The organism is Lysobacter helvus (genome assembly GCF_018406645.1).
Classification (GTDB): Bacteria; Pseudomonadota; Gammaproteobacteria; order Xanthomonadales; family Xanthomonadaceae; genus Noviluteimonas; species Noviluteimonas caseinilytica.
The window spans coordinates 2,509,848-2,530,102 of record NZ_AP024546.1; the positions used below are offsets into that span (position 1 = coordinate 2,509,848).

Annotated in this window: 20 protein-coding genes; 8 read left to right on the plus strand and 12 right to left on the minus strand. The window is 68.2% G+C overall.

Features of this window, described 5'->3' with window-relative positions; genetic code table 11:
* Positions 1-99: 99 nt before the first annotated feature.
* From rnfB to LYSHEL_RS12190, 3 genes are all read right to left on the minus strand, one after another.
* A complete protein-coding gene (gene rnfB / locus LYSHEL_RS12180) occupies positions 100-540 on the minus strand; it encodes an Rnf electron transport complex subunit RnfB (protein WP_213434298.1) in 441 nt (146 codons plus the stop codon).
* A gap of 8 nt (positions 541-548) precedes the next feature.
* A complete protein-coding gene (metG, locus tag LYSHEL_RS12185) occupies positions 549-2,612 on the minus strand; it encodes a methionine--tRNA ligase (RefSeq protein WP_213434299.1) in 2,064 nt (687 codons plus the stop codon).
* Positions 2,613-2,830: 218 nt separating this feature from the next.
* Positions 2,831-3,265 carry a DUF2147 domain-containing protein gene (locus LYSHEL_RS12190; protein ID WP_213434300.1) on the minus strand — a complete coding sequence of 145 codons (435 nt, stop codon included), beginning with the start codon at positions 3,263-3,265 and terminating at the stop codon, positions 2,831-2,833.
* A 188-nt stretch (positions 3,266-3,453) separates the two neighbouring features.
* On the opposite strand from LYSHEL_RS12190, the gene apbC reads away from it, so the two are divergent.
* A complete protein-coding gene (gene apbC / locus LYSHEL_RS12195; protein WP_213434301.1) occupies positions 3,454-4,329 on the plus strand; it encodes an iron-sulfur cluster carrier protein ApbC in 876 nt (291 codons plus the stop codon).
* Positions 4,330-4,376: 47 nt separating this feature from the next.
* Entirely contained in the window at positions 4,377-4,946 is a 570-nt protein-coding gene (gene dcd, locus LYSHEL_RS12200; protein WP_213434302.1) for a dCTP deaminase, read from the plus strand.
* On the opposite strand, the gene LYSHEL_RS12205 is transcribed toward dcd, so the two are convergent.
* Genes LYSHEL_RS12205 through LYSHEL_RS12215 form a run of 3 tightly spaced genes read right to left on the minus strand, consistent with a single transcriptional unit; the run spans position 4,943 to position 6,326 of the window.
* Complete coding sequence (locus tag LYSHEL_RS12205; RefSeq protein ID WP_213434303.1) at positions 4,943-5,233, minus strand: hypothetical protein; 291 nt, start codon at positions 5,231-5,233, stop codon at positions 4,943-4,945. The two genes, dcd and LYSHEL_RS12205, sit on opposite strands and share 4 nt — an antisense overlap.
* The gene (locus LYSHEL_RS12210; protein ID WP_213434304.1) at positions 5,233-5,661 is read right to left on the minus strand and encodes an HIT domain-containing protein; all 429 of its coding nucleotides are present in this window, start codon (positions 5,659-5,661) and stop codon (positions 5,233-5,235) included. The genes LYSHEL_RS12205 and LYSHEL_RS12210 overlap by 1 nt, the downstream gene beginning before the upstream one ends.
* Complete coding sequence (locus LYSHEL_RS12215; protein ID WP_213434305.1) at positions 5,658-6,326, minus strand: dienelactone hydrolase family protein; 669 nt, start codon at positions 6,324-6,326, stop codon at positions 5,658-5,660. The genes LYSHEL_RS12210 and LYSHEL_RS12215 overlap by 4 nt, the downstream gene beginning before the upstream one ends.
* Before the next feature lie 102 nt (positions 6,327-6,428).
* Here LYSHEL_RS12215 and rimO point away from each other — a divergent pair, with 102 nt between their 5' ends.
* Positions 6,429-7,784 (plus strand): 30S ribosomal protein S12 methylthiotransferase RimO, encoded by a 1,356-nt coding sequence (gene rimO / locus LYSHEL_RS12220; protein WP_213434306.1) that lies wholly within the window; start codon positions 6,429-6,431, stop codon positions 7,782-7,784.
* On the opposite strand, the gene greB is transcribed toward rimO, so the two are convergent.
* Positions 7,772-8,275, minus strand: a complete 504-nt coding sequence (gene greB, locus LYSHEL_RS12225) for a transcription elongation factor GreB (RefSeq protein WP_213434307.1) — start codon at positions 8,273-8,275, stop codon at positions 7,772-7,774. The two genes, rimO and greB, sit on opposite strands and share 13 nt — an antisense overlap.
* 104 nt (positions 8,276-8,379) lie before the next feature.
* Between greB and LYSHEL_RS12230 the strand changes: the two genes are divergently transcribed.
* Entirely contained in the window at positions 8,380-9,840 is a 1,461-nt protein-coding gene (locus LYSHEL_RS12230) for a rhomboid family intramembrane serine protease (protein ID WP_213434308.1), read from the plus strand.
* A 21-nt stretch (positions 9,841-9,861) separates the two neighbouring features.
* Here LYSHEL_RS12230 and LYSHEL_RS12235 read toward each other — a convergent pair whose 3' ends face one another.
* The 3 genes from LYSHEL_RS12235 to LYSHEL_RS12245 are packed head-to-tail and all read right to left on the minus strand — an operon-like array spanning position 9,862 to position 13,145.
* Entirely contained in the window at positions 9,862-11,130 is a 1,269-nt protein-coding gene (locus LYSHEL_RS12235) for a tetratricopeptide repeat protein (RefSeq protein ID WP_213434309.1), read from the minus strand.
* Entirely contained in the window at positions 11,127-11,585 is a 459-nt protein-coding gene (locus LYSHEL_RS12240; RefSeq protein ID WP_213434310.1) for a hypothetical protein, read from the minus strand. The genes LYSHEL_RS12235 and LYSHEL_RS12240 overlap by 4 nt, the downstream gene beginning before the upstream one ends.
* Before the next feature lie 42 nt (positions 11,586-11,627).
* A complete protein-coding gene (locus LYSHEL_RS12245; RefSeq protein ID WP_213434311.1) occupies positions 11,628-13,145 on the minus strand; it encodes a helicase HerA-like domain-containing protein in 1,518 nt (505 codons plus the stop codon).
* A gap of 168 nt (positions 13,146-13,313) precedes the next feature.
* On the opposite strand from LYSHEL_RS12245, the gene LYSHEL_RS12250 reads away from it, so the two are divergent.
* Entirely contained in the window at positions 13,314-14,882 is a 1,569-nt protein-coding gene (locus LYSHEL_RS12250; RefSeq protein ID WP_213434312.1) for a transglycosylase SLT domain-containing protein, read from the plus strand.
* 572 nt (positions 14,883-15,454) lie between these two features.
* On the opposite strand, the gene asd is transcribed toward LYSHEL_RS12250, so the two are convergent.
* Together asd and LYSHEL_RS12260 are read right to left on the minus strand one after the other, a co-directional pair.
* A complete protein-coding gene (gene asd, locus LYSHEL_RS12255) occupies positions 15,455-16,324 on the minus strand; it encodes an archaetidylserine decarboxylase (RefSeq protein WP_213434313.1) in 870 nt (289 codons plus the stop codon).
* Positions 16,325-16,328: 4 nt separating this feature from the next.
* Entirely contained in the window at positions 16,329-16,973 is a 645-nt protein-coding gene (locus tag LYSHEL_RS12260; protein WP_213434314.1) for an SCO family protein, read from the minus strand.
* A 106-nt stretch (positions 16,974-17,079) separates the two neighbouring features.
* On the opposite strand from LYSHEL_RS12260, the gene prmB reads away from it, so the two are divergent.
* The 3 genes from prmB to LYSHEL_RS12275 are packed head-to-tail and all read left to right on the plus strand — an operon-like array spanning position 17,080 to position 20,195.
* A complete protein-coding gene (gene prmB, locus LYSHEL_RS12265) occupies positions 17,080-18,018 on the plus strand; it encodes a 50S ribosomal protein L3 N(5)-glutamine methyltransferase (protein ID WP_213434315.1) in 939 nt (312 codons plus the stop codon).
* Between the two features lie 4 nt (positions 18,019-18,022).
* A complete protein-coding gene (aroC, locus tag LYSHEL_RS12270) occupies positions 18,023-19,123 on the plus strand; it encodes a chorismate synthase (RefSeq protein WP_213434316.1) in 1,101 nt (366 codons plus the stop codon).
* A 52-nt stretch (positions 19,124-19,175) separates the two neighbouring features.
* A complete protein-coding gene (locus LYSHEL_RS12275) occupies positions 19,176-20,195 on the plus strand; it encodes an aspartate-semialdehyde dehydrogenase (RefSeq protein ID WP_213434317.1) in 1,020 nt (339 codons plus the stop codon).
* The last annotated feature ends 60 nt before the right edge of the window (positions 20,196-20,255 follow it).

The window sequence follows — 20,255 nt, forward strand, 5'->3', positions numbered from 1 at the left end:
GCACGCAAGGTGATGCCCCAGCCCGTGGTGGGGTGAGAATTTTCGCCGCCACGTCGGCGAGAAATTCTTACCCCGCCGCGGGTTCGGGCGACGAGGTCTTCACTCCAGGCGGGCTTCTGCAGGAATGCCAAGCGAAACCATCACGATGCAGTCCACAGGACACGCGGGCACGCACAGCTCACACCCGGTGCACAGCGCGTCGATGACGGTGTGCATGCGCTTGCTCCCCCCGACGATCGCGTCGACTGGGCAGGCCTGGATGCACTTCGTGCAGCCGATGCAGTCGGCTTCGACCACCAGCGCGACGATCGGCGGCTTGTGCGTGCCGCGTTCGCGGTCGTAGGGTTTCGCGGGCACGTGCAGCGCGTGCGCCAATGCACGCGCGCCGGCATCGCCGCCGGGCGGGCAACGATCGACGTCCGCTTCGCCACGCGCCATCGCGTCGGCATACGGACGACAACCCGCGAACCCGCACTGGCCGCATTGGGTCTGCGGCAACAGGCGATCGAGGCGTTCGACGAGATCGATGGCGATGGCCATCGACAGGCTCACTTCACCGGCGAACCGGCCGGTGCATCGGGGGCGTCGAGCAGGTGCAGGCCGCCGCCATCGACGCCGGCGGACAGGATCATCCCTTCGCTCACGCCGAAGCGCATCTTGCGCGGCGCCAGGTTGGCAATGAACACGACGTTGCGGCCCACGAGCGCCGCGGGATCGCCGTAGGACGCGCGGATGCCGGAGAAGATCTGGCGCTTGCCGAGGTCGCCGGCATCGAGTTCGAAGCGCAGCAGCTTGTCGGAGCCTTCGACGAACTCGCACGCGAGCACCTTCGCCACGCGCAGGTCGAGCTTCGCGAAATCGTCGATGCCGATGTGCGCGGCGGCGGCGGCCGCGGGTGCGGCGGCCTCCACCTTCGGCGCGGGCTTCGCGGCGGGCGTGGCGGCGACGGGCGCGGTGCCGCCCATGGTGTCCTTGCTGGCGTCGGTCATCTGGTCGATCTGCTTCGGGTCGATGCGGGTGAAGAGGGGGGCGTACGCGTTGATGCGGCGGCCGAGGAGCGGCTGCGCGAGGTCGTCCCATCGGGCGACCGGCGCGGCGAGGAAGGCTTCGGCATGGCCGGCCAGCTTCGGCAACACGGGCTTGAGCATCGCGCACAGCACGCGGAACAGGTTGATGCCCTGCGTGCACACGGCCTGCAGTTGCGCATCGCTGCCGTCCTGCTTCGCGAGCACCCACGGCTTGGTTTCGTCGATGTAGCGATTGGCTTCGTCGGCCAGCGCCATCGCGTGGCGCAGCACGGCGGCCGGCTGGTTGGCGTCGTACGCCGCGACGATGGATGGGATCGCGTCGACGAAGCGCTGGTACATCGCCGGCTCCGGCAATGCATCGGCGAGCTGCCCGCCGAAGCGCTTGTCGATGAAGCCCGCGCAGCGGCTGGCCAGGTTGACGAACTTGCCGACGAGGTCGGCGTTCACGCGCGCGACGAAGTCCTGCAGGTTGAGGTCGAGGTCATCGACGCCACCGCCGGACTTGGCCGCGAAGTAGTAACGCAGCGCTTCCGCATCCAGGCCGCTGTCGAGGTACGTGCGCGCCATGACGAACGTGCCGCGCGACTTGGACATCTTCGCGCCGTCGACGGTGAGGTAGCCGTTGACGTGCAGCTTCGTCGGCGCGCGGAAGCCCGCGCCGTGCAGCACCGCCGGCCAGAACAGGCCGTGGAAGTTCACGATGTCCTTGCCGATGAAGTGGTGCAGCTCCGCGTCGCTGTCGTGCGCCAGGTATTCCATCCAGTTCGCGCCTTCGCGCTCGCACAGCACCTGCAACGCGGACAGATAGCCGATCGGCGCATCCAGCCACACGTAGAAATACTTGCCGGGATGCCCCGGGATCTGGAACCCGAAATACGGCGCATCGCGCGAGATGTCCCACGCGCGCAAACCGCCTTCGGCGTCGAGCCATTCGAGCAGCTTGGCTTTCACGCCCGGGATCGCTACGTCGCCGTCGAGCCACGTGCGCAGGAAATCGCTGAACGTGCCGACTTCGAAGAAGAAGTGCTCGGAGTCGCGCAGTTCGGGCGTGGCACCGCTGAGGACGGAGCGCGGTTCCTTCAGGTCCGTCGGCGCGTACGTCGCACCGCAGTTTTCGCAGTTGTCGCCGTACTGGTCCGGCGTGCCGCAGTTCGGGCAGGTGCCCTTGATGTAGCGGTCGGGCAGGAACATGCCCTTGGCCGGATCGTAGAACTGCGCCACGTTGCGGTGCGCGATGTGTCCCGTCGCATCCAGGCGCGCGAAGATCGCTTCGGTCAGCGCGCGGTTGTGCGGCGAATTGGTGGAATCGTAGTGGTCGAAGGCGACGTGGAATTCGGCGAAGTCGCGTTCGTGCTGCGCCTGGATGCCGGCGATGAAGGTTTCCGGCGTGACGCCGGCCTTCTCCGCGGCGAGCATGATCGGCGTGCCGTGCGTGTCGTCGGCGCACACGAAGCGCACCTTGTGGCCCGACATGCGCCGCGCACGCACCCAGATGTCGCCCTGGATGTACCCGACCAGGTGGCCGAGGTGCAGGGGTCCGTTGGCGTAGGGCAGGGCGCAGCTGACGGCGACGTGGCGGGTCATGGGCGTGGCGAAACTGGGGGCCGGGGATTATTGCATGGGGGGTGAGCGAGGCCCGGCGTCGAGTGCCGAGAGCGGGAACAGGGAACAGGGAACAGGGAACAGGGAACAGGGAACAGGGAACGTCAATTCCTTCCCCGTTCCCCGTTCCCGCCTTTTGCATCCCCAAAAGCAAACGGCCCCTTCCGGGGCCGTCGCCATTCGATCGGAACGACGCGCGGTTACTCGCGCGTCCACTCCTGGTGCTTGCAGATGAAGCTCACGCAGCCGTAGACGTTGAGCTTCTTGCCGCCGTCGACCAGTTCGGCCTTCGACTTGTAGGTCTTGCCGTTGGAGAGCTTGAGGACCGTGCCGCTGTCCCAGGCGCTGGCGCCGTCGGGCTTGAGGTTCCAGACGATGACCATGCCCTTCATCGGCTTGCCCTTGGCAGCGCCCGTGCAGGCATCGCACTTGGCGTCCGGGGCGAACAGCGTGTCGACGACCTTCGCGGCGATCGTGCCGCCCTTGGCCTCGTACACCTCGACGATCAGGCGCGGCTTGCCGGTTTCTTCGTCATAGGTCTTCCAGCGGCCGACCGGCGAGGTCTGGGCCGACGCGATCAGCGCGGCGCCGAACAGCGGCAGCGCGAGCAGCGACGCGAAAAGCTTGGTGCGCATGGACCCCTCCCAGGGAATGCAATGTGTTGTGTCGGATGCGCCCCCGTATGGCGACGCGCGGCCTTTATACCCCAAGTGCCATGGCCCGACGGAAGGGGGCGGCCGCCCGTTGCGTCGGCGTTGGGCCGCGTGAGCGTCGCCGACTCGGTACCATGCCGCGCTTCCCCCGCACCTTCGAAGCACGCCGCATGAGCAGCATCCCCCGCAGGCCCGCCACCGCGCACGCCGTGCAGCCCGGCCTCAAGCCGCTGCCGCGCATCCGGAACCTGATCGCCGTCGGATCGGGCAAGGGCGGGGTGGGGAAATCGACCACCGCGGTGAACCTGGCGCTGGCCATCGCCGCCGAAGGCGCGCGCGTGGGCGTGCTCGATGCCGACGTGTACGGCCCGAGCATCCCGACGATGCTGGGCCTCACCGGCCGCCCCGACAGCCCCGACGGCAAGCAGATCGTGCCGATGCGCGCGCACGGCATCGAAGCGATGTCGATCGGCCTGATGATCGAAGAAGACTCGCCGCTGATCTGGCGCGGCCCGATGGCCACCTCCGCGCTCACGCAGTTGCTCGAGCAGACCCTGTGGGGCGGCGCGGGCGAAGACGCGCAGCTGGATTACCTCATCGTCGACCTGCCGCCGGGCACGGGCGACATCCAGCTCACGCTGGCGCAGAAGATCCCGGTCGCCGGCGCCGTCATCGTCACCACGCCGCAGGACGTGGCCACGCTCGACGCGCGCAAGGCGCTGAAGATGTTCGAGAAGGTGCACGTGCCGGTGCTCGGCCTGGTCGAGAACATGGCGGTGCACGTGTGCTCGAACTGCGGCCACGTCGAACACCTGTTCGGCCAGGGCGGCGGCCAGCGCATCGCCGCGCAGTACGGCGTGCCGCTGCTGGGGTCGCTGCCCCTGGACATCGGCATCCGCGAGCAGGGCGACGTGGGCACGCCGATCTTCGCGTTCGCCCCCGATTCGGCCGCGGCCGAGGCCTACCGCGCAACGGCGCGGGCCCTGCTGGCCGAACTCGAAAAGCGGCCGCGCGCGCAGGTCTCGCTGGGCGCCCAGCTGCTCTGACGCTTTAGAATCCCGCCCTTTCCGCCCCAAGACGGACCCCGACCCGAATGAGCATCAAGAGCGACCGCTGGATCCGACGCATGGCCGAACAGCACGCCATGATCGAACCGTTCGAACCGGGCCAGTGCAAGGTGGCCGCCGACGGCCAGCGCATCGTCAGCTACGGCACGTCCAGCTACGGCTACGACGTGCGCTGCTCGCGCGAGTTCAAGGTCTTCACCAACATCAATTCAACGATCGTCGACCCGAAGCATTTCGATTCCGGCAGCTTCGTCGACATCGAATCGGACGTGTGCATCATCCCGCCGAATTCGTTCGCGCTGGCGCGCACCGTCGAATACTTCCGCATCCCGCGCGACACGCTGGTGGTGTGCCTGGGCAAGAGCACGTACGCCCGCTGCGGCATCATCGTCAACGTCACGCCGCTCGAACCCGAATGGGAAGGCCACGTCACGCTGGAGTTCTCCAACACCACGCCGCTGCCGGCGCGCATCTACGCCAACGAAGGCGTGGCGCAGATGCTGTTCTTCCAGAGCGACGAAGTCTGCGAGACCTCGTACAAGGACCGCGGCGGCAAGTACCAGGGCCAGAAGGGCGTGACGCTGCCCCGCACCTAGGGCTTCTGGTACGTCACGAAGAAGCCCTGCAGGTCGCCGTTCTCGATGTACGGCTCGACGCTCACGACCTTGTAGCCGTGCTGCGCGAACGCGTTGTGCGCGCGGCTGAGCGCATTGGCCGCGCCCTGGTTGCGGAAGCCCCAGCTGGCGTCGACCCAGATGGTCGCGGCCTGCAAGCCGGTGCGTTGCGCTTCGGCGGCGGCGTCTTCGGGTTTCTTGTCGAACAGGCCCGCGTGTGCGGGCAGCGTGCAGGCGAGCAGCACGGCGAGCAACAACGATTTGCGCATCAGGCGTCTCCGGATTCCAGGCGCGACCGTAGCATGCGCATCCGTTCCACCAGCGCCTCCATCGAGTAGGGCCGCGCCGCGGTCATGCCCCAGACGGGTTTCGGCCAGGCGATGTCGTCGTGGAAGCGCGCGATCACGTGCACGTGCAGTTGCGGCACGAGATTGCCGAGCGCGGCCACGTTCAACTTCTGCGGGCGGAACACCTGCAGCAGGCGTGCGGCGCGATCGATCTCCTGCATCAATGTCGCCTGCTGCGCGGCATCCAGGTCGGTGATCTCGGTGGCGTCCGCCACGCGCGGGACCAGGATCAGCCAGGGATGGTGGTCGTCGTCCATCAGGCGCAGTTCGCACAGCGGCCACGACGCCACCGGATGGGTGTCTTCCGACAACTGCGGATGCAGCGACCACGGGAGTGGCTGCGCGGTCATCGCAGGTTCGCCTCGAGGAAGGCGAGCGTGCGTTGCCAGGCCAGCGTCGCCGCTTCTGGCGCGTAGGCGTGCGGATCGACGTCGCGGTTGAACGCATGGCCTGCGTCGTCGTAGACGAACACCTGCGCCTGCGGTTGCAGCTTGCGATGCTTTTCGATGTCGTCCGGCGGGATCGAAGGATCCTTGCCGCCGAAATGGAACAGCAACGGCGCACCGGCCGTTTCGTCGAGGAACGGCACGCTGCGCGCGCCGTAGTAACCCACCGCCGGCAGTTGCAGCCGCGTGGCGCACAGGAAGGCGAGGGTGCCGCCCCAGCAGAACCCGACCGCGCCCACGCGCAGGCCTTCCATCTGCAGTTTTTCCGCCGCCGCGTTCAGCAGGTCCATCGCGCGCGGGATGCCCAGCGCGGCGGTGAGGGCGCGGCCGCGCTGCAGGTCGGCGTCGCTGTAGGTGAGCTCCACGCCGTGCTCCACCGGGTCGAACAGGGCCGGCGCCAGCGCCACGAAGCCCGCCGCGGCCAGCCGGTCGGCCACGCTGCGGATGTGCGCATTCACCCCGAAGATCTCCTGGATCACCAGCACCGCGCCCCGCGAGGGGCCCGTGGGTTCGGCCCGCCAGCCGCGGATCGGGCCGTGCGGGGTTTCCAGGTCGATCCAGCGATTCACGGGCTGCACCTGAAGGCCGAGTGGGGGATTGATCCTACGCCGGCTGGCGGCCGGGCGCGCGCGACTATAATCCGCCGCCTTCGTCCCGCAGCAGCCCCCCGCATGTCCGTCATTTCCAAGCCGAAACCCGCCGCCACCGGGGGCCGCGTCGGCTTCGTCAGCCTCGGCTGCCCGAAGGCGCTGGTCGATTCCGAGCGCATCCTCACGCAGCTGAAGGTCGAGGGCTACGACATCGTCCAGTCCTACGACGATGCCGACATCGTGGTGGTCAACACCTGCGGCTTCATCGACTCGGCGGTCACCGAATCGCTCGATGCGATCGGCGAGGCGCTGGCGGAAAACGGCAAGGTCATCGTCACCGGGTGCCTGGGCAAGAAGCCCGAGCAGATCCGCGAAGCGCATCCGGACGTGCTGTCGATCAGCGGCCCGCAAGATTACCAGAGCGTCATGACCGCGGTGCACGCCGCGCTGCCGCCGGCGCACGACCCGTTCCTGTCGCTCGTGCCCGACACCGGCATCAAGCTGACGCCGAAGCATTACGCGTACCTCAAGATTTCCGAAGGCTGCAACCACCGGTGCAGCTTCTGCATCATCCCGTCGATGCGCGGCGACCTCGTGTCGCGCCCCGTCGACGACGTGTTGCGCGAAGCCGAGAAGCTCGCGATGGGCGGCGTGCGCGAATTGCTGGTGATCTCGCAGGACACCTCGGCTTACGGCGTGGACGTGAAGTACGCCGAGCGCACCTGGCGCGGCAAGCAGTACCAGACGCGCATGAAGACGCTGTGCGAAGGCCTGTCGGAACTCGGCCTGTGGACGCGCCTGCACTACGTGTACCCGTACCCGCACGTCGACGACATCATCCCGCTGATGGCCGACGGCAAGCTGCTGCCGTACCTCGACATCCCGTTCCAGCACGCCAGCCCGCGCATCCTCAAGCTGATGAAGCGGCCGGGTGCGGTGGAGAAGACGCTCGAGCGCATCCAGCGCTGGCGCGCAACGTGCCCGGAACTCGCGATCCGTTCGACCTTCATCGTCGGCTTCCCCGGCGAGACGGAAGCCGAATTCGAAACGCTGCTCGACTTCCTCGACGAAGCGCAGCTCGACCGCGTCGGCGCGTTCGCGTACTCGCCGGTCGACGGCGCCACCGCGAATGCGTTGCCCGATCCGGTGCCGGAAGCCGTGAAGCAGGAGCGCCTCGCGCGCTTCATGGAACGGCAGGCGATGATTTCCGCCGATCGCCTGGAAGCGAAGGTCGGCACGGTGCAGCAGTGCCTGGTCGATGCGCTGGATGGTGAACTGGCGATCGCGCGTTCGCGCTTCGATGCGCCGGAAATCGATGGCCTGGTGCAGATCCAGGACGGGCGCGACGCGGGCCTGAAGCCCGGCGATTTCGTCGACGTCGAAATCCTGGGCAGCGACGAACACGACCTGTTCGGCGAGACGTCCTACGCCGCGTAACTGACCTCGACGATCACGTAGCGCGCCGGCCCGCCCGGCAGCACGGCTTCGAATTCGTCGTCCACGCGCTTCTTGAGCATCGCGCGCGCCAACGGCGAGTCCACGCTGATCCATCCGAGCTTCGCGTCGGTCTCGTCGGGGCCGACGATGCGATAGCGCTGCGTTTCCCCGCTGGTGGCGTGTTCGATCTCGACCTGCGCGCCGAAGTACACGGCCTCGCGATCCGCGGGCACGGTGTCCACCACGCGCAAGGATTCCAGGCGTTTGGACAGGTACCGCACGCGCCGGTCGATCTCGCCCAGCTGCTTCTTGCGATACGTGTACTCGGCGTTCTCCGAGCGGTCGCCCTCGGCCGCGGCGGCGGCCAGCGCCTTGACCACCTCGGGGCGCTTGCGGCGCCACAACTCGTCGAGTTCCGCCTTCAGGCGTGCGTGCCCGTCGGGCGTGATCAACGCGGTGCTTTTCTCGGCGGGTGGTCGCCAGCGACCCATGCGCAGGATTCCAATGACGGCCTGTGCTTATGCCAAGTCGGCGCGCCGCGATCAAGCGCGGCGGTGCGCTTGCGCGGCCGACGGCGTTCGCGGACGCTTGCCGCATGCTGATCCTGCCGCTGCATCGCCCGCTCACGCGCGCGACCTTCCCCGTGGTCACGGCCTTGCTGTTGCTGGCCAACGTGATCGTGTATTTCGGTTTCCAGTGGGGCGACGACGCCAAGCTGGAAGCCGCGCTCGTGCAGTACGAGCAGTCCGGCCTGGCCCGGCTGGAAGTGCCCGCGTACGAACGCTGGGTGGAAACGCGCGGCGGACGCGGCAAGGCGCTCGACGCCCTGCGCGCGGCGCCGGACGACAAGCGCGGCCCGCTGGTCGCGCGCGAAACGCTCTTCGATCCGGATTACGAACGCGCGCTGCAAACCGGCACGCCGTTCGCCGATGCGAAGGACTTCGCTGCGTGGAAACCCTTGCGCGCCCGCTACGACGCGCAGCTCGAAGACATCTTCACGTGGCGGCACGTCGCGCGCGCCAGCGAATTCGACCTGGGCCGCATGCTGGCTTCCACGTTCCTGCATGCCGATCCGTTGCACCTGTTCGGGAACATGCTGTTCCTCGTCGCGCTGGGCCTGCTGGTGGAAGGCGCGATCGGGCCGTGGCGCTTCCTCGTCGTGTACGTGCTCGGTGGCCTGGGGGCCAGCGCGGCCTCGCTCGCCTGGCACTGGGGCGAAGCGACCGCGGGCCTCGGCGCGTCGGGCGCCATCGCGGCGCTGATGGGCGCGTTCTGTTTCATCTGGGGCCGGCAGCGCGTGCGGTTCTTCTTCTGGATCGGCGTGTGGTTCGATTACGTGCGCGCGCCGGCGTTGTGGTTGTTCCCGGCGTGGCTGGGGTGGGAAGTGTTCAACCTGCTCACGCAGGACGATGCGCGCGTCGCGTTCGAAGCGCACGCGGGCGGCCTGGTGACCGGCGCCGTGCTGGGCTGGGCGTTGTCTGCGACGGGGCAGGTGCGCCAGGCCTTCCTGCGCGACGAGGATCCCGCGGCGGCGCGTGACGATCGCTGGGAGCGCGCGCAGCGCCACATCGGCCGCATGCAGCTGGCGGAAGCCGATGCGTTGCTGGAAACGCTGGCGGCCGAGCAGCCGCAGCGCGTCGACGTGCGCATCGCGCGCTATCGCGTCGCGCGCAACGGCGGGCGCGCAGCGAATGCACTGGAACGCGCGATGGACGCGTTGTCGATCGATGCGCGCGACGTGGCCTCCGCGACGGCGCAGGTCGGGTTGCTGGACGAACTGGATGCGCAGGCGATCGCACTGCCGGCGTCGCTGCGCCTGTCATTGGCGCAACGCTTCCTCGCGATGCAGTGGCCCGATGCGGCGGAACACGCCTTGCAAGGCCTGCCGGCCGATGAAGTCGTCCCGGAACAATCGCAGCGCTGGTTCGAAGTCGCGCTGCGCTACCGCGACGCAGGCGCGCACGACGCGCACCTGCGTTGCCTGCGCCTGCTCGCACAACGCCACCCGGGACAACCGCAGGCGGCGAAGGCGCGCTTCCTGCTCGAACAGGCCTGACGCACGACGCGATCGCGGGCCTCAGCCCGCGACCGGTCCCACCGCTTTCAACGCGGCCTCGAGCTTCTGCTGCATCGCCGGATCGGTCGCGCGTGCGCGCGCCTGTTCCAGCAACACCTTCGCGTCCGCATCGCGGCCGAAGCGATCCACCAGCAACATCGCCGCGTGCAGGCCCCATTGCGGCGCGTTCGGATCGGCCGGATACGTGCGCAGCAACGCCTGGTACGCATCCAGCGCGAGTTGCGACTGGCCGCCCAGGCGAGCCTGTTCGGCGAGGCGCTCGGCGTGCGTCGAATCCAGGGGCACGAACGCAGGATCGGCATCGAGCGATTCGCGCAGCAGGCCCAGCGCACGCCGATCCTGGCGTTCCTGCATCAGCTGGTGCAGGAACTGGCGTGCGTGTTCCAGCACCGCCGCCGGATCGCCGGCCTGCTTCAGCAGGCGCCGATACACCTCGTGCACGTCGGTCGTCACCGAGCGCGTGCGGACTTCGCTGCGCAGCAAGGCCAGGGCCTCGTCGGTCTTGCCGTCGCGCACCAGCGGCTCGACCTGCGCCAGCAACGCATCGCCGCCCGGCGCACCGGGCAGCGGATGCGCATCGTCGCGCAACGCCTCGGGTTCGAAGCCGAGCGCTTCGTGCGACTGGTAGAGCAGGTACCCCATGAGGTGGAAGGCGGAGAACATCGCCCAGAACAGCGCGAACATCAGCACCACCGGCCCCAGCAGCGGCATGACGCGCGCGATCCACGCCCCCGCCATCAGCGCGCTGGCCTGGATCACGAGCAGCAGGCCGAACACGGCGAAGTAGGGGAAACCCACGCGCGCGACCAGCGAGAGCGACTGCGCCGGATTCAACGCGGACGACAGGCTGCCCGTCATCGCCAGCATCATCGTCATGCCCGGCTGCAGGAACGCCACGACCACCAGCGCCAGCAAGCCGAGCTTCGGCCCGCCGAGCCCCACGCAGATCAGCAGCACCGCGATCAGGATCAGCTGCAGCGCGATGAAGCGCCACACCACGCCGTCGTCGATCGACACCTCCACTTCCGGCGGATCCATGTAGCCGTCCGCCGTGCGCCGCAGGATCTCGAACGCGTACTTGTACGCGGCCAGCCACACCAGGATGCCGACGATGCCGCCGATGAAGGGAATGACCCGCAGCAGCCCCGCGAGGGACAACGCGATCAGCGTCATCAGCGCCGCGCCGCGCCCCGGGTAGAGCGCGATCGACGGGATGCGTTGCCAGAACGGTTCGGCGGGCGCGACGGCCGCGCGGGGCCTGGCACTCATTGCGCGGTGCTGCGCTTGAGGACCTCGTCGCCGTTGCGCAACTCGTCGTTGGACACGAGTTCGTACACGCGGTCGGCGTCGGCCTTGCTGTTCGGATCCAGGCGGACGTGGTGCGCATCGGGTTCGAGCGTCCACGTGCCGGTGGCGGGTTCCTTCGCGGCCAGGCTTTCGTTCGTCATGTTGTACATGCCGTCGGCGGTGAAGGTGACCGACATGTTCGCGTTGCCGAAGCTGCCGGCGAACGCCTTCGCGTCGAACGTGGTGTGTTCGCCGGGCGCGGCGGATTCGGCAACGCCGTAATGCGCGGTCGTCGCGGGGGCGGCGGGGGCCACCTCTGCAACGGTGGCCGGTGCGGCGACCGTGGCGGCGGCCGGCGTGGCGTCGGTGGACGGCGCGCGGTTGCAGGCCGCGAGCGTGGCGAGGGCGAGCAAAGCGAACGGGAGCGACTTGCGCATCGTGATCCTCATCGTGGTTGGAATTGCGTGGGTATGACGGACTCAGCGGCGGCCGCCGAAGATGCTGCCCAGCACGCCGCGCAGGATCTGCTGCCCGACCTTGCTGCCGACGGTGCGCGCGGTCTGCTTGGCCATCGTTTCGACCATGCCTTGCCGGCGCTTGGTGCCGAACACGGCGTCCTTCACCGCCTGGCTGAAACCGCCGCCATCGTCGTCGGCGGCTTGCTTGGCAGGCGGCGCGTTCGTGCGCGCAGCGGTGGCTTCGACGCCGGCAGCGAGTTTTTCCGCGGCCGAATCGCGATCGATGCGCGTGTCGTACTTCGCGCCCACCGGGCTGCCGGCGCGGACCTGCATGCGTTCGGCGTCGGTGATCGCGCCCATGCGGCAGCGCGGCGGGGCGATGAGCGTGCGTTCGACCGGCATCGGCACGGCGCGCGCGTTGGGCGCGTCGTGCAGCATCGACACGAGCGCTTCGCCCACGCCGAGCGCGGAGATCGTCTTCGCAACATCCAGCGCCGGATTGGCGACGAAGGTTTCCGCCGCCACGCGCACGGCTTTCTGGTCGCGCGGCGTGAACGCACGCAGTGCATGCTGCACGCGATTGCCGAGCTGGCCGAGGATGTTGTCGGGTACGTCGTCGGGGAACTGCGAGCAGAAATACACGCCCACGCCCTTCGACCGGATCAGGCGGACGACTTGTTCGATGCGCTGCTGCAGGGCGGGCGGCGCGTCGTCGAACAGCAGGTGCGCTTCGTCGAACACGAAGGCGAGCTTGGGTTTGTCCAGGTCGCCCACTTCCGGCAGCGTTTCGTACAACTCGCTGAGCAGCCAGAGCAGGAAGCTGGAATACAGGCGCGGCTTCAGCACCAGCTGGTCCGCGGCGAGGATGCCGATGACGCCGCGGCCGTCGGTGTTGGTGCGCATCAGGTCCGCGAGTTCCAGGCCCGGTTCGCCGAAGAATTCGTCCGCGCCGTCCTGTTCCAGGCGCAGCAGCGCGCGCTGGATCGCGCCCACCGATTGCGTGCTCACCAAACCGTACGACGTGGTGATGTCCTTGCGTTCGTCCGACACCAGGCCGAGCAGGGCGCGCAAATCTTCGAGGTCGAGCAGCAACAGCCCGCGGTCGTCGGCGAGCTTGAACACGATGTCGAGCACGCCCGATTGCGTGTCGTTGAGCTCCAGGATGCGCGCGAGCAAGGTCGGGCCCATTTCGCTGACGGTGGTGCGCACGGGATGGCCGCGCTTGCCGTACAGGTCCCAGAAGATCACCGGATTGGCGGCGGGCGCGTAATCGGGCACGCCGATCTGCGCGACGCGGTCGAGCAGTTTCTGGTCGGGCGTGCCGGCCACCGCGAGGCCGGCGACATCGCCCTTGACGTCGGCGAGGAACACCGGCACGCCGATGCGCGAGAAGCCTTCGGCGAGCGTCATCAGCGTGACGGTCTTGCCCGTGCCGGTGGCGCCGGCGACGAGGCCGTGTCGATTCCCGTACCTGGGTTCGAGCAGGACGCTCCCGCCCTCGGGCGTGGTGACCGACTTGCCGACGAGGATGGGTTGCATGCGGGGTGCCTGTTCAGGAGTCGCGTCGATTCTAAACACGCCGACCCTCCGTCGGCGGTTTGTGTCGAAAGGCGGCCCGCGTCCGCAGTTCTGCCCGATGGCGTGTTGCAGTGCGGCGCGCGCGAGGGTTACCGTCCCCCATCTTCTTCACCCCGTCTTTGCATTTTTATGGCCGCTTCCGTCACGTTCCGCCTTCCGCTCGTCCTCGCCGCAGGCCTCGCGTTCACCGGCTTGATGCCTGCCGACGCCGGCGCCGTGTCGCGCCGCGACCAGGCCAGCATCGACGCGCTCAACCAGCGCATGTCGGCCGCCGAGCAGAAGTACCGCGCCGCCGTGGTGAAGATCGGCAACGCCGATCCCACCGGCCAGGCGCAGGCCGATTCGGCGCTGGAGGACATGGAAGACGTGGTTGCCGCCTGCATGCAGCAGAAGGGCTGCCAGGTGCCGACGATGCTCACGACGTACAAGCGCCTGCTGAAGGTGAATGCGGACGCCGAAGCCCAGGTGGCCGACGGCGACGACGACATGGACGACGGCGACGGCGACGACCACATCAACGCGATGGCCGCCGACGTGCCGGAAGCCGCGCGCGCCGCGCAGCTGCTGGACGACGACCACCGCTTCGACCAGATGGTGCAGTACAACCCGGCCGTGCAGGCCGGCATCCGCCGCTGGCTGACCGACATGCGCCCGGCGCTGATGGACAGCTACGAGAACTACGAATACATGCGTCACCTGATGTGGCCGCAGTACGAGCGCGCGGGCCTGCCCGAAGCGCTGCTGTTCGGCATCATGGCGAAGGAATCCAACGGCAAGGTGCACGTGAGTTCGCGCGCCGGCGCGGCCGGCCCGATGCAGTTCATGTACAACACCGGCAAGCGCTTCGGCCTGGGCCCGGACGGCACGGGCTTCGATACGCGCTTCGACGCGCGTTCGGCCGCCGAAGCCAGCGCCTCGTACCTCAACGAGCGCATGGGCGAGCTCAACCGCAGCATCGAACTCGCGCTGGCCGCGTACAACGGCGGCGAAGGCCGCGCGTTGCGCGTGTACCAGGCCGGCGGCGGCAAGGGCTTCTGGGATGCGTCGGTGTACAACCAGTTTCCACCGGAAACGCGCGACTACGTGCCGATGGTGATCGCGGCGGCGTGGCTGTTCCTGCACCCGAAGCAATACGGCATCACCTTCCCGAAGGTCGATGCGAAACCGGCGATGCTCAAGCTGACGCGTGCGGCGTCGATCTACGAACTCACGATCTGCCTCGGCAACGGCGGCACGCGCGAGGGCTACATGCGCGCGCTGCGCAACCTCAACCCGCGCTACGAAGCCGACAGCAGGCTGCCGGCGGGCGCGTCGCTCAATGCGACGACGAAGATCGTGGGCCTGTACAACCGCCACTGCACGATGGGCAAGCGCGCGGACCTGGCGCACCAGCTGGTCATCAGCGATCCGACGACGGCGGTGGTGCGCGTGGGCGACATCGCGATGGTGGGCGGGGTGACCACGCCGACGGCGCCCGTTGCGGTGGCGGCGGATGCGAAGCCGGCGGCGAAGGCTGCCGCGGCCAAGCCGGCGAAGAAGAAGTCCTACAAGGTGCGCAGCGGCGAGACGCTGACGGCGATCTCGCGCAAGTTCTCCTGCGATACGCGTGCGCTGGCGGAAGCCAACAAGATCAAGGCGCCGCGTTACGCCATTCGTCCGGGGCAGACGTTGCAGCTGGAAGGTTGCACTGCGGACTGACCTTCATCCCTGCGAAAAGCAGGGATCCATGGTTCGCTGCAAAAGCTCGCCTGAGGTGAGGTTGCTCGTCGCCCGAACCCGCGGCGGCGTAAGAATTTCTCGCCGACGTGGCGGCGAAAATTCTCACGCCACCACAGGTTGGGGCATCACCTTTCGCGCCTTTTCGATCAAGGTGTCTGCGGTTACATGAGGTCGCAGGCGTGCGTGTAACGCACGCACACCCCAATCATTTCTTTCGCGACGAGCAAAAGCGCTTGCCGAAGAACTCATGGTTGGCGACGCCCGGAAACCTCTTTCTTGCAGTGACACTGCCGACGATTCGCGCAGCAGCTCTTGATTGCCGCGAAAGCAATGATTGGGTTGCGCGTGCGTCACACGCACGCCAGCGACCTCAAATCAAGGTCGGCCCCTTGATCGAAAAGGCTCGAATGGTGATGCCCCAGCCCGTGGTGGGGTGAGAATTTTCGCCGCCACGTCGGCGAGAAATTCTTACCACGCCGCGGGTTCGGGCGACGCGGTCTTCACCCCAAGCGGGCTTCTGCAGTGCACCAACATTCCTGCTTTCGCAGAGATCAAAGCAACGTCGCCAACCGCTCGCCCAACTTCACCGACCCCTGCGGCCGCAACCCTTCATCAAGCTGCGCCACACCCGCCGGCAGCAACACGATCACGGTGGAGCCGTAATTGAAGCGCGCCATCTCCGCAAAGCGCTCCACGATGAACCCACGCCCGCGATAGTCCTTCACCGTGATCGGCCCACCGTACGGCGGAATCTCCACGCCGCCCCATACCGTTTCGACGCCCGACACCAGCAACGCACCCACCATCACCATCGCCATCGGCCCGAAGTCCGTGTCGAAATGGCAGACCACGCGCTCGTTGCGGGCAAACAGTTTCGAGACCGACCCCACCGCATCCTCGCCGACGCTGAAAAGCCGCCCCGGGATGTGCACCGTTTCGCGCAGGGTGCCGGTCCACGGCATGTGTACGCGGTGGTAGTCGCGGGGCGAGAGGTACACCGTCGCGAACGTGCCGCCGATGAATTTCTCCGCCGCGTCTTCGTCGCCCAGCAACTCCGCGACCGAAAATCCGTGGCCCTTCGCCTGGAAGATGTGGCCCGGGTCTTCGTGTTCCGCGTCGCCCGCGCGGCCGATGTGCCCGCATTCGCTGATGCGGCCGTCGGCGGGCATCAGCAACGCGCGCGCATCCGGATGCGGCGCGCGTGCACCGGGTTTCAGCGCGCGGGTGAAGAACGCATTGAACGTCGGGTAGCGCGTCGCATCGGACTCGAGCGCTTCATCCAGGTCGACGTTGAACTTGCGCACCACCGTGTCGATGAGCCACTGCTTGGTGCGCGGATTCGTGGAATACGCCAGCCGCCGCGCGAGCGAGGACAGGAAGCGATGCGGGAGGACGTAGGTGAGGGCGGTGACGGGACGCATCGGGTCACCGTGCCACGGACGTCGTGAGCGCCGCGAGGTCGGCGGCGATCGCGCGCGGATCCAGCGGCGGTTGCACGATGCCGGCCATGCGGCCCTGCGGATCGAGCACGGCGAGCGTGGCCGAATGGTCGACGGAGTACTGGTCGGCGGGCACGCCTTCGGGCGGCGCGACCTTCATGAAGACCATCGACAGGCTGCGCGCGAAGGCCTCCAGCGCCGGCTCGTCGCCGGTGGCGGCCATCGTGTCCTTGTGGAAGGCGTGCGCGTATTCGCCGGCGCGCAGCGCGGTGTCGCGCGCGGGATCCACCGACACGAACAGCACGCGCGGGCGCACCGGGTCCGGCAGCGAACTCCACTGTTTCTGCGCCTGCGCCAGTTCGGCCAGTGTGGTCGGGCAGACGTCCGGGCAATGGGTGAAGCCGAGGAACACCACCGTCCAGTGGCCCTGCAGTTCGCCCGGGACCAGCCGCGTGCCGTCGGACTGCTGCAGCGAGAAGGCGGGCAGGGGGCGCGGTTCCGGGAACAGGCGGACGGCCCGCAATTCCGGCGCGGCCGGGGCGTGCGGGGCGAAGGCGTGCTGCGCGGCCCACAGGCCCAGGCCCGCGGCGACGGCGACCAGGAGGATCCACAGGGTGGTGCGGTTGAACATGGGCGGGTGTTCCTGGAAGGCGGTTCGCGGGGGCCGGCGGCGGCGAATGATAGCGGGCGCGCTATCATCACCGGCCTTTCGCATCCGCGGTTCCTTCATTCCAGCCATGACCGAAGCGCTCGCCACGATCATCGACCTGATCCGCTACGGCGCCAGCCGCTTCAACGCGGCGGGGCTCACCTTCGGCCACAGCTACGACAACGCGCTGGACGAGGCCACGCAGCTCACCCTGCACGCCCTGCACATGCCGCACGACCTCAGTCCGGTCTACGGCCAGGCGCGCGTCACCGAGGCGGAGAAGGAAGAAGTCCTGTCGCTGTTCCTGCGCCGCATCGAAGAACGCATCCCCGCCGCGTACCTGACGGGCGAGGCGTGGTTCGCCGGCCTGAGCTTCAAGACGGACCGCCGCGCGCTGGTGCCGCGCTCGCCGATCGCCGAGATGATCGAACACGGCTTCCAGCCCTGGCTCGGCGAACGCGAAGTGCGCCGTGCGCTGGACCTGTGCACCGGGTCGGGCTGCATCGCGATCGCGATGGCGCACTACAACCCCGATTGGCACGTCGACGCGGTGGACCTCTCGCCCGACGCACTCGCCCTGGCCGGCGAGAACAAGGAACGCCTGCACGCCGAGAACGTTCGACTGCTGCAGTCCGACCTGTTCTCGCACCTGCAGGGCGAACACTACGAACTGATCGTGACCAATCCGCCCTACGTCACGAACGCCGAAACCGACGCGCTGCCGCGCGAATACGGCTACGAACCCGAACTCGGCCTGCGCGCCGGCGACGATGGCCTGGACCTCGCGCTGCAGATCATGGCCGACGCGCCGCTGCACCTGGATCGCGACGGCCTGCTGATCTGCGAAGTGGGCGAAGCCGAAAAGGCGCTCAGCGCATTGCTGCCGGAACTCCCGCTCGCGTGGGTGGAATTCAAGGTCGGGCAGATGGGCATTTTCGTCGCCGAATGCAGCGACCTGGTCGCGCACAACGCGCGCATCCGCGAGCTCGCCGACGCGCGCCGCGCGCAGATGCGCAAGGCCGGCTGATTACGTGAACACCTTCGGCCAGCTGTTCCGCGTCACCACCTTCGGCGAGTCCCACGGGCCCGCCATCGGGTGCGTGATCGACGGCTGCCCGCCCGGCGTGACCATCAGCCCCGACGATTTCCGCGACGACCTCGCGCGCCGCGCCACCGGCCGCACGCGCCACACGTCGCAGCGCCACGAGGCCGACGAGGTCGAGATCATCAGCGGCGTATACGAAGGCCGCACCACCGGCACGCCGATCGCGTTGCTGGTGCGCAACACCGATGCGAAGTCGAAGGACTACGACGCCATCGCGCAGACGTTCCGCCCCGGCCACGCCGATTACACGTACTGGCAGAAATACGGCCATCGCGATCCGCGCGGCGGCGGGCGTTCGTCCGCGCGCGAAACCACGATGCGCGTCGCCGCCGCCGTGCTGGCCAAGCGCTGGTTGAACGAGAAGTTCGGCGTGCGCGTGCGCGGGCACCTGGCGCAGATCGGCAACGTGGTGCCGCGCGGCTTCGACTGGAGCGCCGTGGAAGGCAATCCGTTCTTCTGGCCCGATGCCTCGCAGGTGCCGGAGCTGGAGGCGTACATGGATGCGCTGCGCAAGTCGGGCGATTCCGTCGGCGCGCGCATCACCGTGTGCGCCGATGGCGTGCCGCCCGGCTGGGGCGAACCGATCTACGGCAAGCTCGACGGCGAACTCGCCGCGGCGCTGATGTCGATCAACGCGGTCAAGGGCGTGGAAGTCGGCGACGGTTTCGCGGTGGTCGCGCAGCACGGCACCGAGCATCGCGACGAGATCAGCGAAACCGGTTTTTTGTCAAACCACGCCGGCGGCATCCTCGGCGGCATTTCCACCGGGCAGCAAGTGGTCGTGTCGGCGGCGTTCAAGCCGACTTCGAGCCTGCGCTTGCCCGCGCGCAGCCTGGACATGGACGGCCAGCCCGTCGAAGTGGTCACCACCGGTCGCCACGACCCCTGCGTGGGCGTGCGCGCCACGCCCATCTGCGAGGCGATGGTCGCCCTCGTGCTGATGGACCAGGCCCTGCGCCATCGCGCGCAGTGCGGCGATGTCGGCGACGTGTCGCCGCGCATCGCGCCCGGCGCGGGCAAACGCTGAGCCGCGCACGCCATCCCATTTGCGCAACACCCTTCATCCCCCAGGTAAAGAAATGACGCAGAAGACTTTCAAGGTCGCGATCGTCGGTGCCACCGGTGCCGTCGGCGAAGTGATGTTGTCCATCCTCGCGGAACGCCAGTTCCCGGTGTCCGAAGTCGTCGCGCTCGCCAGCGCGCGCTCGGCCGGCGGCAAGGTGAAATACGGGGCGCGCGACATCCCGGTGCAGGACCTGGCCACGTTCGATCCGGCGGGCGTGGACATCGCGCTGTTCTCCGCGGGTGGGGCGACGTCGAAGGAATACGCGCCGAAGTTCGCCGCCGCGGGCGCGGTGGTGATCGACAACAGCTCGGCCTTCCGCTACGACGACGACGTGCCGCTGGTGGTGAGCGAAGTGAACCCCGACCAGGTGCGCAACCGCCCGCGCGGGATCATCGCCAATCCCAACTGCTCCACGATGCAGATGCTGGTCGCGCTCGCGCCGATCCATCGCAAGGCCGGCATCGAGCGCATCAACGTCGCCACGTACCAGTCGGTGTCGGGTGGCGGGCGTTCGGGCCTGGAAGAACTGGGCCGGCAGACCGCGGGCATCCTCAACTTCCAGGAAGCCAGGCCGGAGAAGTTCCAGGTGCAGATCGCGTTCAACCTGATCCCGCACATCGACGACTTCCAGGACAACGGCTACACGAAGGAAGAAATGAAGCTGGTGTGGGAGACGCAGAAGATCCTCGGCGACGCCGCGATCCGCGTGAACCCGACCGCCGTGCGCGTGCCGGTGTTCTACGGGCATTCCGAGGCGGTCAACGTCGAGACGCGCGAGAAGATCACGGCCGCCGAAGTGCGCGCGCTGCTGCTGGACGCGCCTGGCGTGGAAGTGGTGGACGAACCGAAGGCGGGCGGCTACCCGACGCCGGTCACGCACGCCTCGGGCACCGACGCGGTCTACGTCGGCCGCATCCGCGACGACTACTCGCACCCGCGCGCGGTCAACCTGTGGATCGTCTCGGACAACATCCGCAAGGGCGCCGCGCTCAACGCGGTCCAGATCGCCGAACTGGTCGCCGCCGAAGGCTGATCCGGGGCCGCATGTCGCACCGCGCGTTTACACGCGCGGCAGCGCACGGCTATTGTCAGC

What these genes read in the sequence shown, in the direction of transcription:
- LYSHEL_RS12235 (WP_213434309.1), bottom strand. Translation starts at nt 11,130, where the DNA reads ATGAGTGCCAGGCCCCGCGCGGCCGTCGCGCCCGCCGAACCGTTCTGG.
- greB (WP_213434307.1), bottom strand. Translation starts at nt 8,275, where the DNA reads ATGGGTCGCTGGCGACCACCCGCCGAGAAAAGCACCGCGTTGATCACG.
- metG (WP_213434299.1), bottom strand. Translation starts at nt 2,612, where the DNA reads ATGACCCGCCACGTCGCCGTCAGCTGCGCCCTGCCCTACGCCAACGGA.
- LYSHEL_RS12205 (WP_213434303.1), bottom strand. Translation starts at nt 5,233, where the DNA reads ATGCGCAAATCGTTGTTGCTCGCCGTGCTGCTCGCCTGCACGCTGCCC.
- LYSHEL_RS12250 (WP_213434312.1), top strand. Translation starts at nt 13,314, where the DNA reads ATGGCCGCTTCCGTCACGTTCCGCCTTCCGCTCGTCCTCGCCGCAGGC.
- LYSHEL_RS12190 (WP_213434300.1), bottom strand. Translation starts at nt 3,265, where the DNA reads ATGCGCACCAAGCTTTTCGCGTCGCTGCTCGCGCTGCCGCTGTTCGGC.
- dcd (WP_213434302.1), top strand. Translation starts at nt 4,377, where the DNA reads ATGAGCATCAAGAGCGACCGCTGGATCCGACGCATGGCCGAACAGCAC.
- LYSHEL_RS12245 (WP_213434311.1), bottom strand. Translation starts at nt 13,145, where the DNA reads ATGCAACCCATCCTCGTCGGCAAGTCGGTCACCACGCCCGAGGGCGGG.
- LYSHEL_RS12210 (WP_213434304.1), bottom strand. Translation starts at nt 5,661, where the DNA reads ATGACCGCGCAGCCACTCCCGTGGTCGCTGCATCCGCAGTTGTCGGAA.
- rimO (WP_213434306.1), top strand. Translation starts at nt 6,429, where the DNA reads ATGTCCGTCATTTCCAAGCCGAAACCCGCCGCCACCGGGGGCCGCGTC.
- asd (WP_213434313.1), bottom strand. Translation starts at nt 16,324, where the DNA reads ATGCGTCCCGTCACCGCCCTCACCTACGTCCTCCCGCATCGCTTCCTG.
- LYSHEL_RS12260 (WP_213434314.1), bottom strand. Translation starts at nt 16,973, where the DNA reads ATGTTCAACCGCACCACCCTGTGGATCCTCCTGGTCGCCGTCGCCGCG.
- LYSHEL_RS12240 (WP_213434310.1), bottom strand. Translation starts at nt 11,585, where the DNA reads ATGCGCAAGTCGCTCCCGTTCGCTTTGCTCGCCCTCGCCACGCTCGCG.
- LYSHEL_RS12230 (WP_213434308.1), top strand. Translation starts at nt 8,380, where the DNA reads ATGCTGATCCTGCCGCTGCATCGCCCGCTCACGCGCGCGACCTTCCCC.
- LYSHEL_RS12275 (WP_213434317.1), top strand. Translation starts at nt 19,176, where the DNA reads ATGACGCAGAAGACTTTCAAGGTCGCGATCGTCGGTGCCACCGGTGCC.
- apbC (WP_213434301.1), top strand. Translation starts at nt 3,454, where the DNA reads ATGAGCAGCATCCCCCGCAGGCCCGCCACCGCGCACGCCGTGCAGCCC.
- rnfB (WP_213434298.1), bottom strand. Translation starts at nt 540, where the DNA reads ATGGCCATCGCCATCGATCTCGTCGAACGCCTCGATCGCCTGTTGCCG.
- prmB (WP_213434315.1), top strand. Translation starts at nt 17,080, where the DNA reads ATGACCGAAGCGCTCGCCACGATCATCGACCTGATCCGCTACGGCGCC.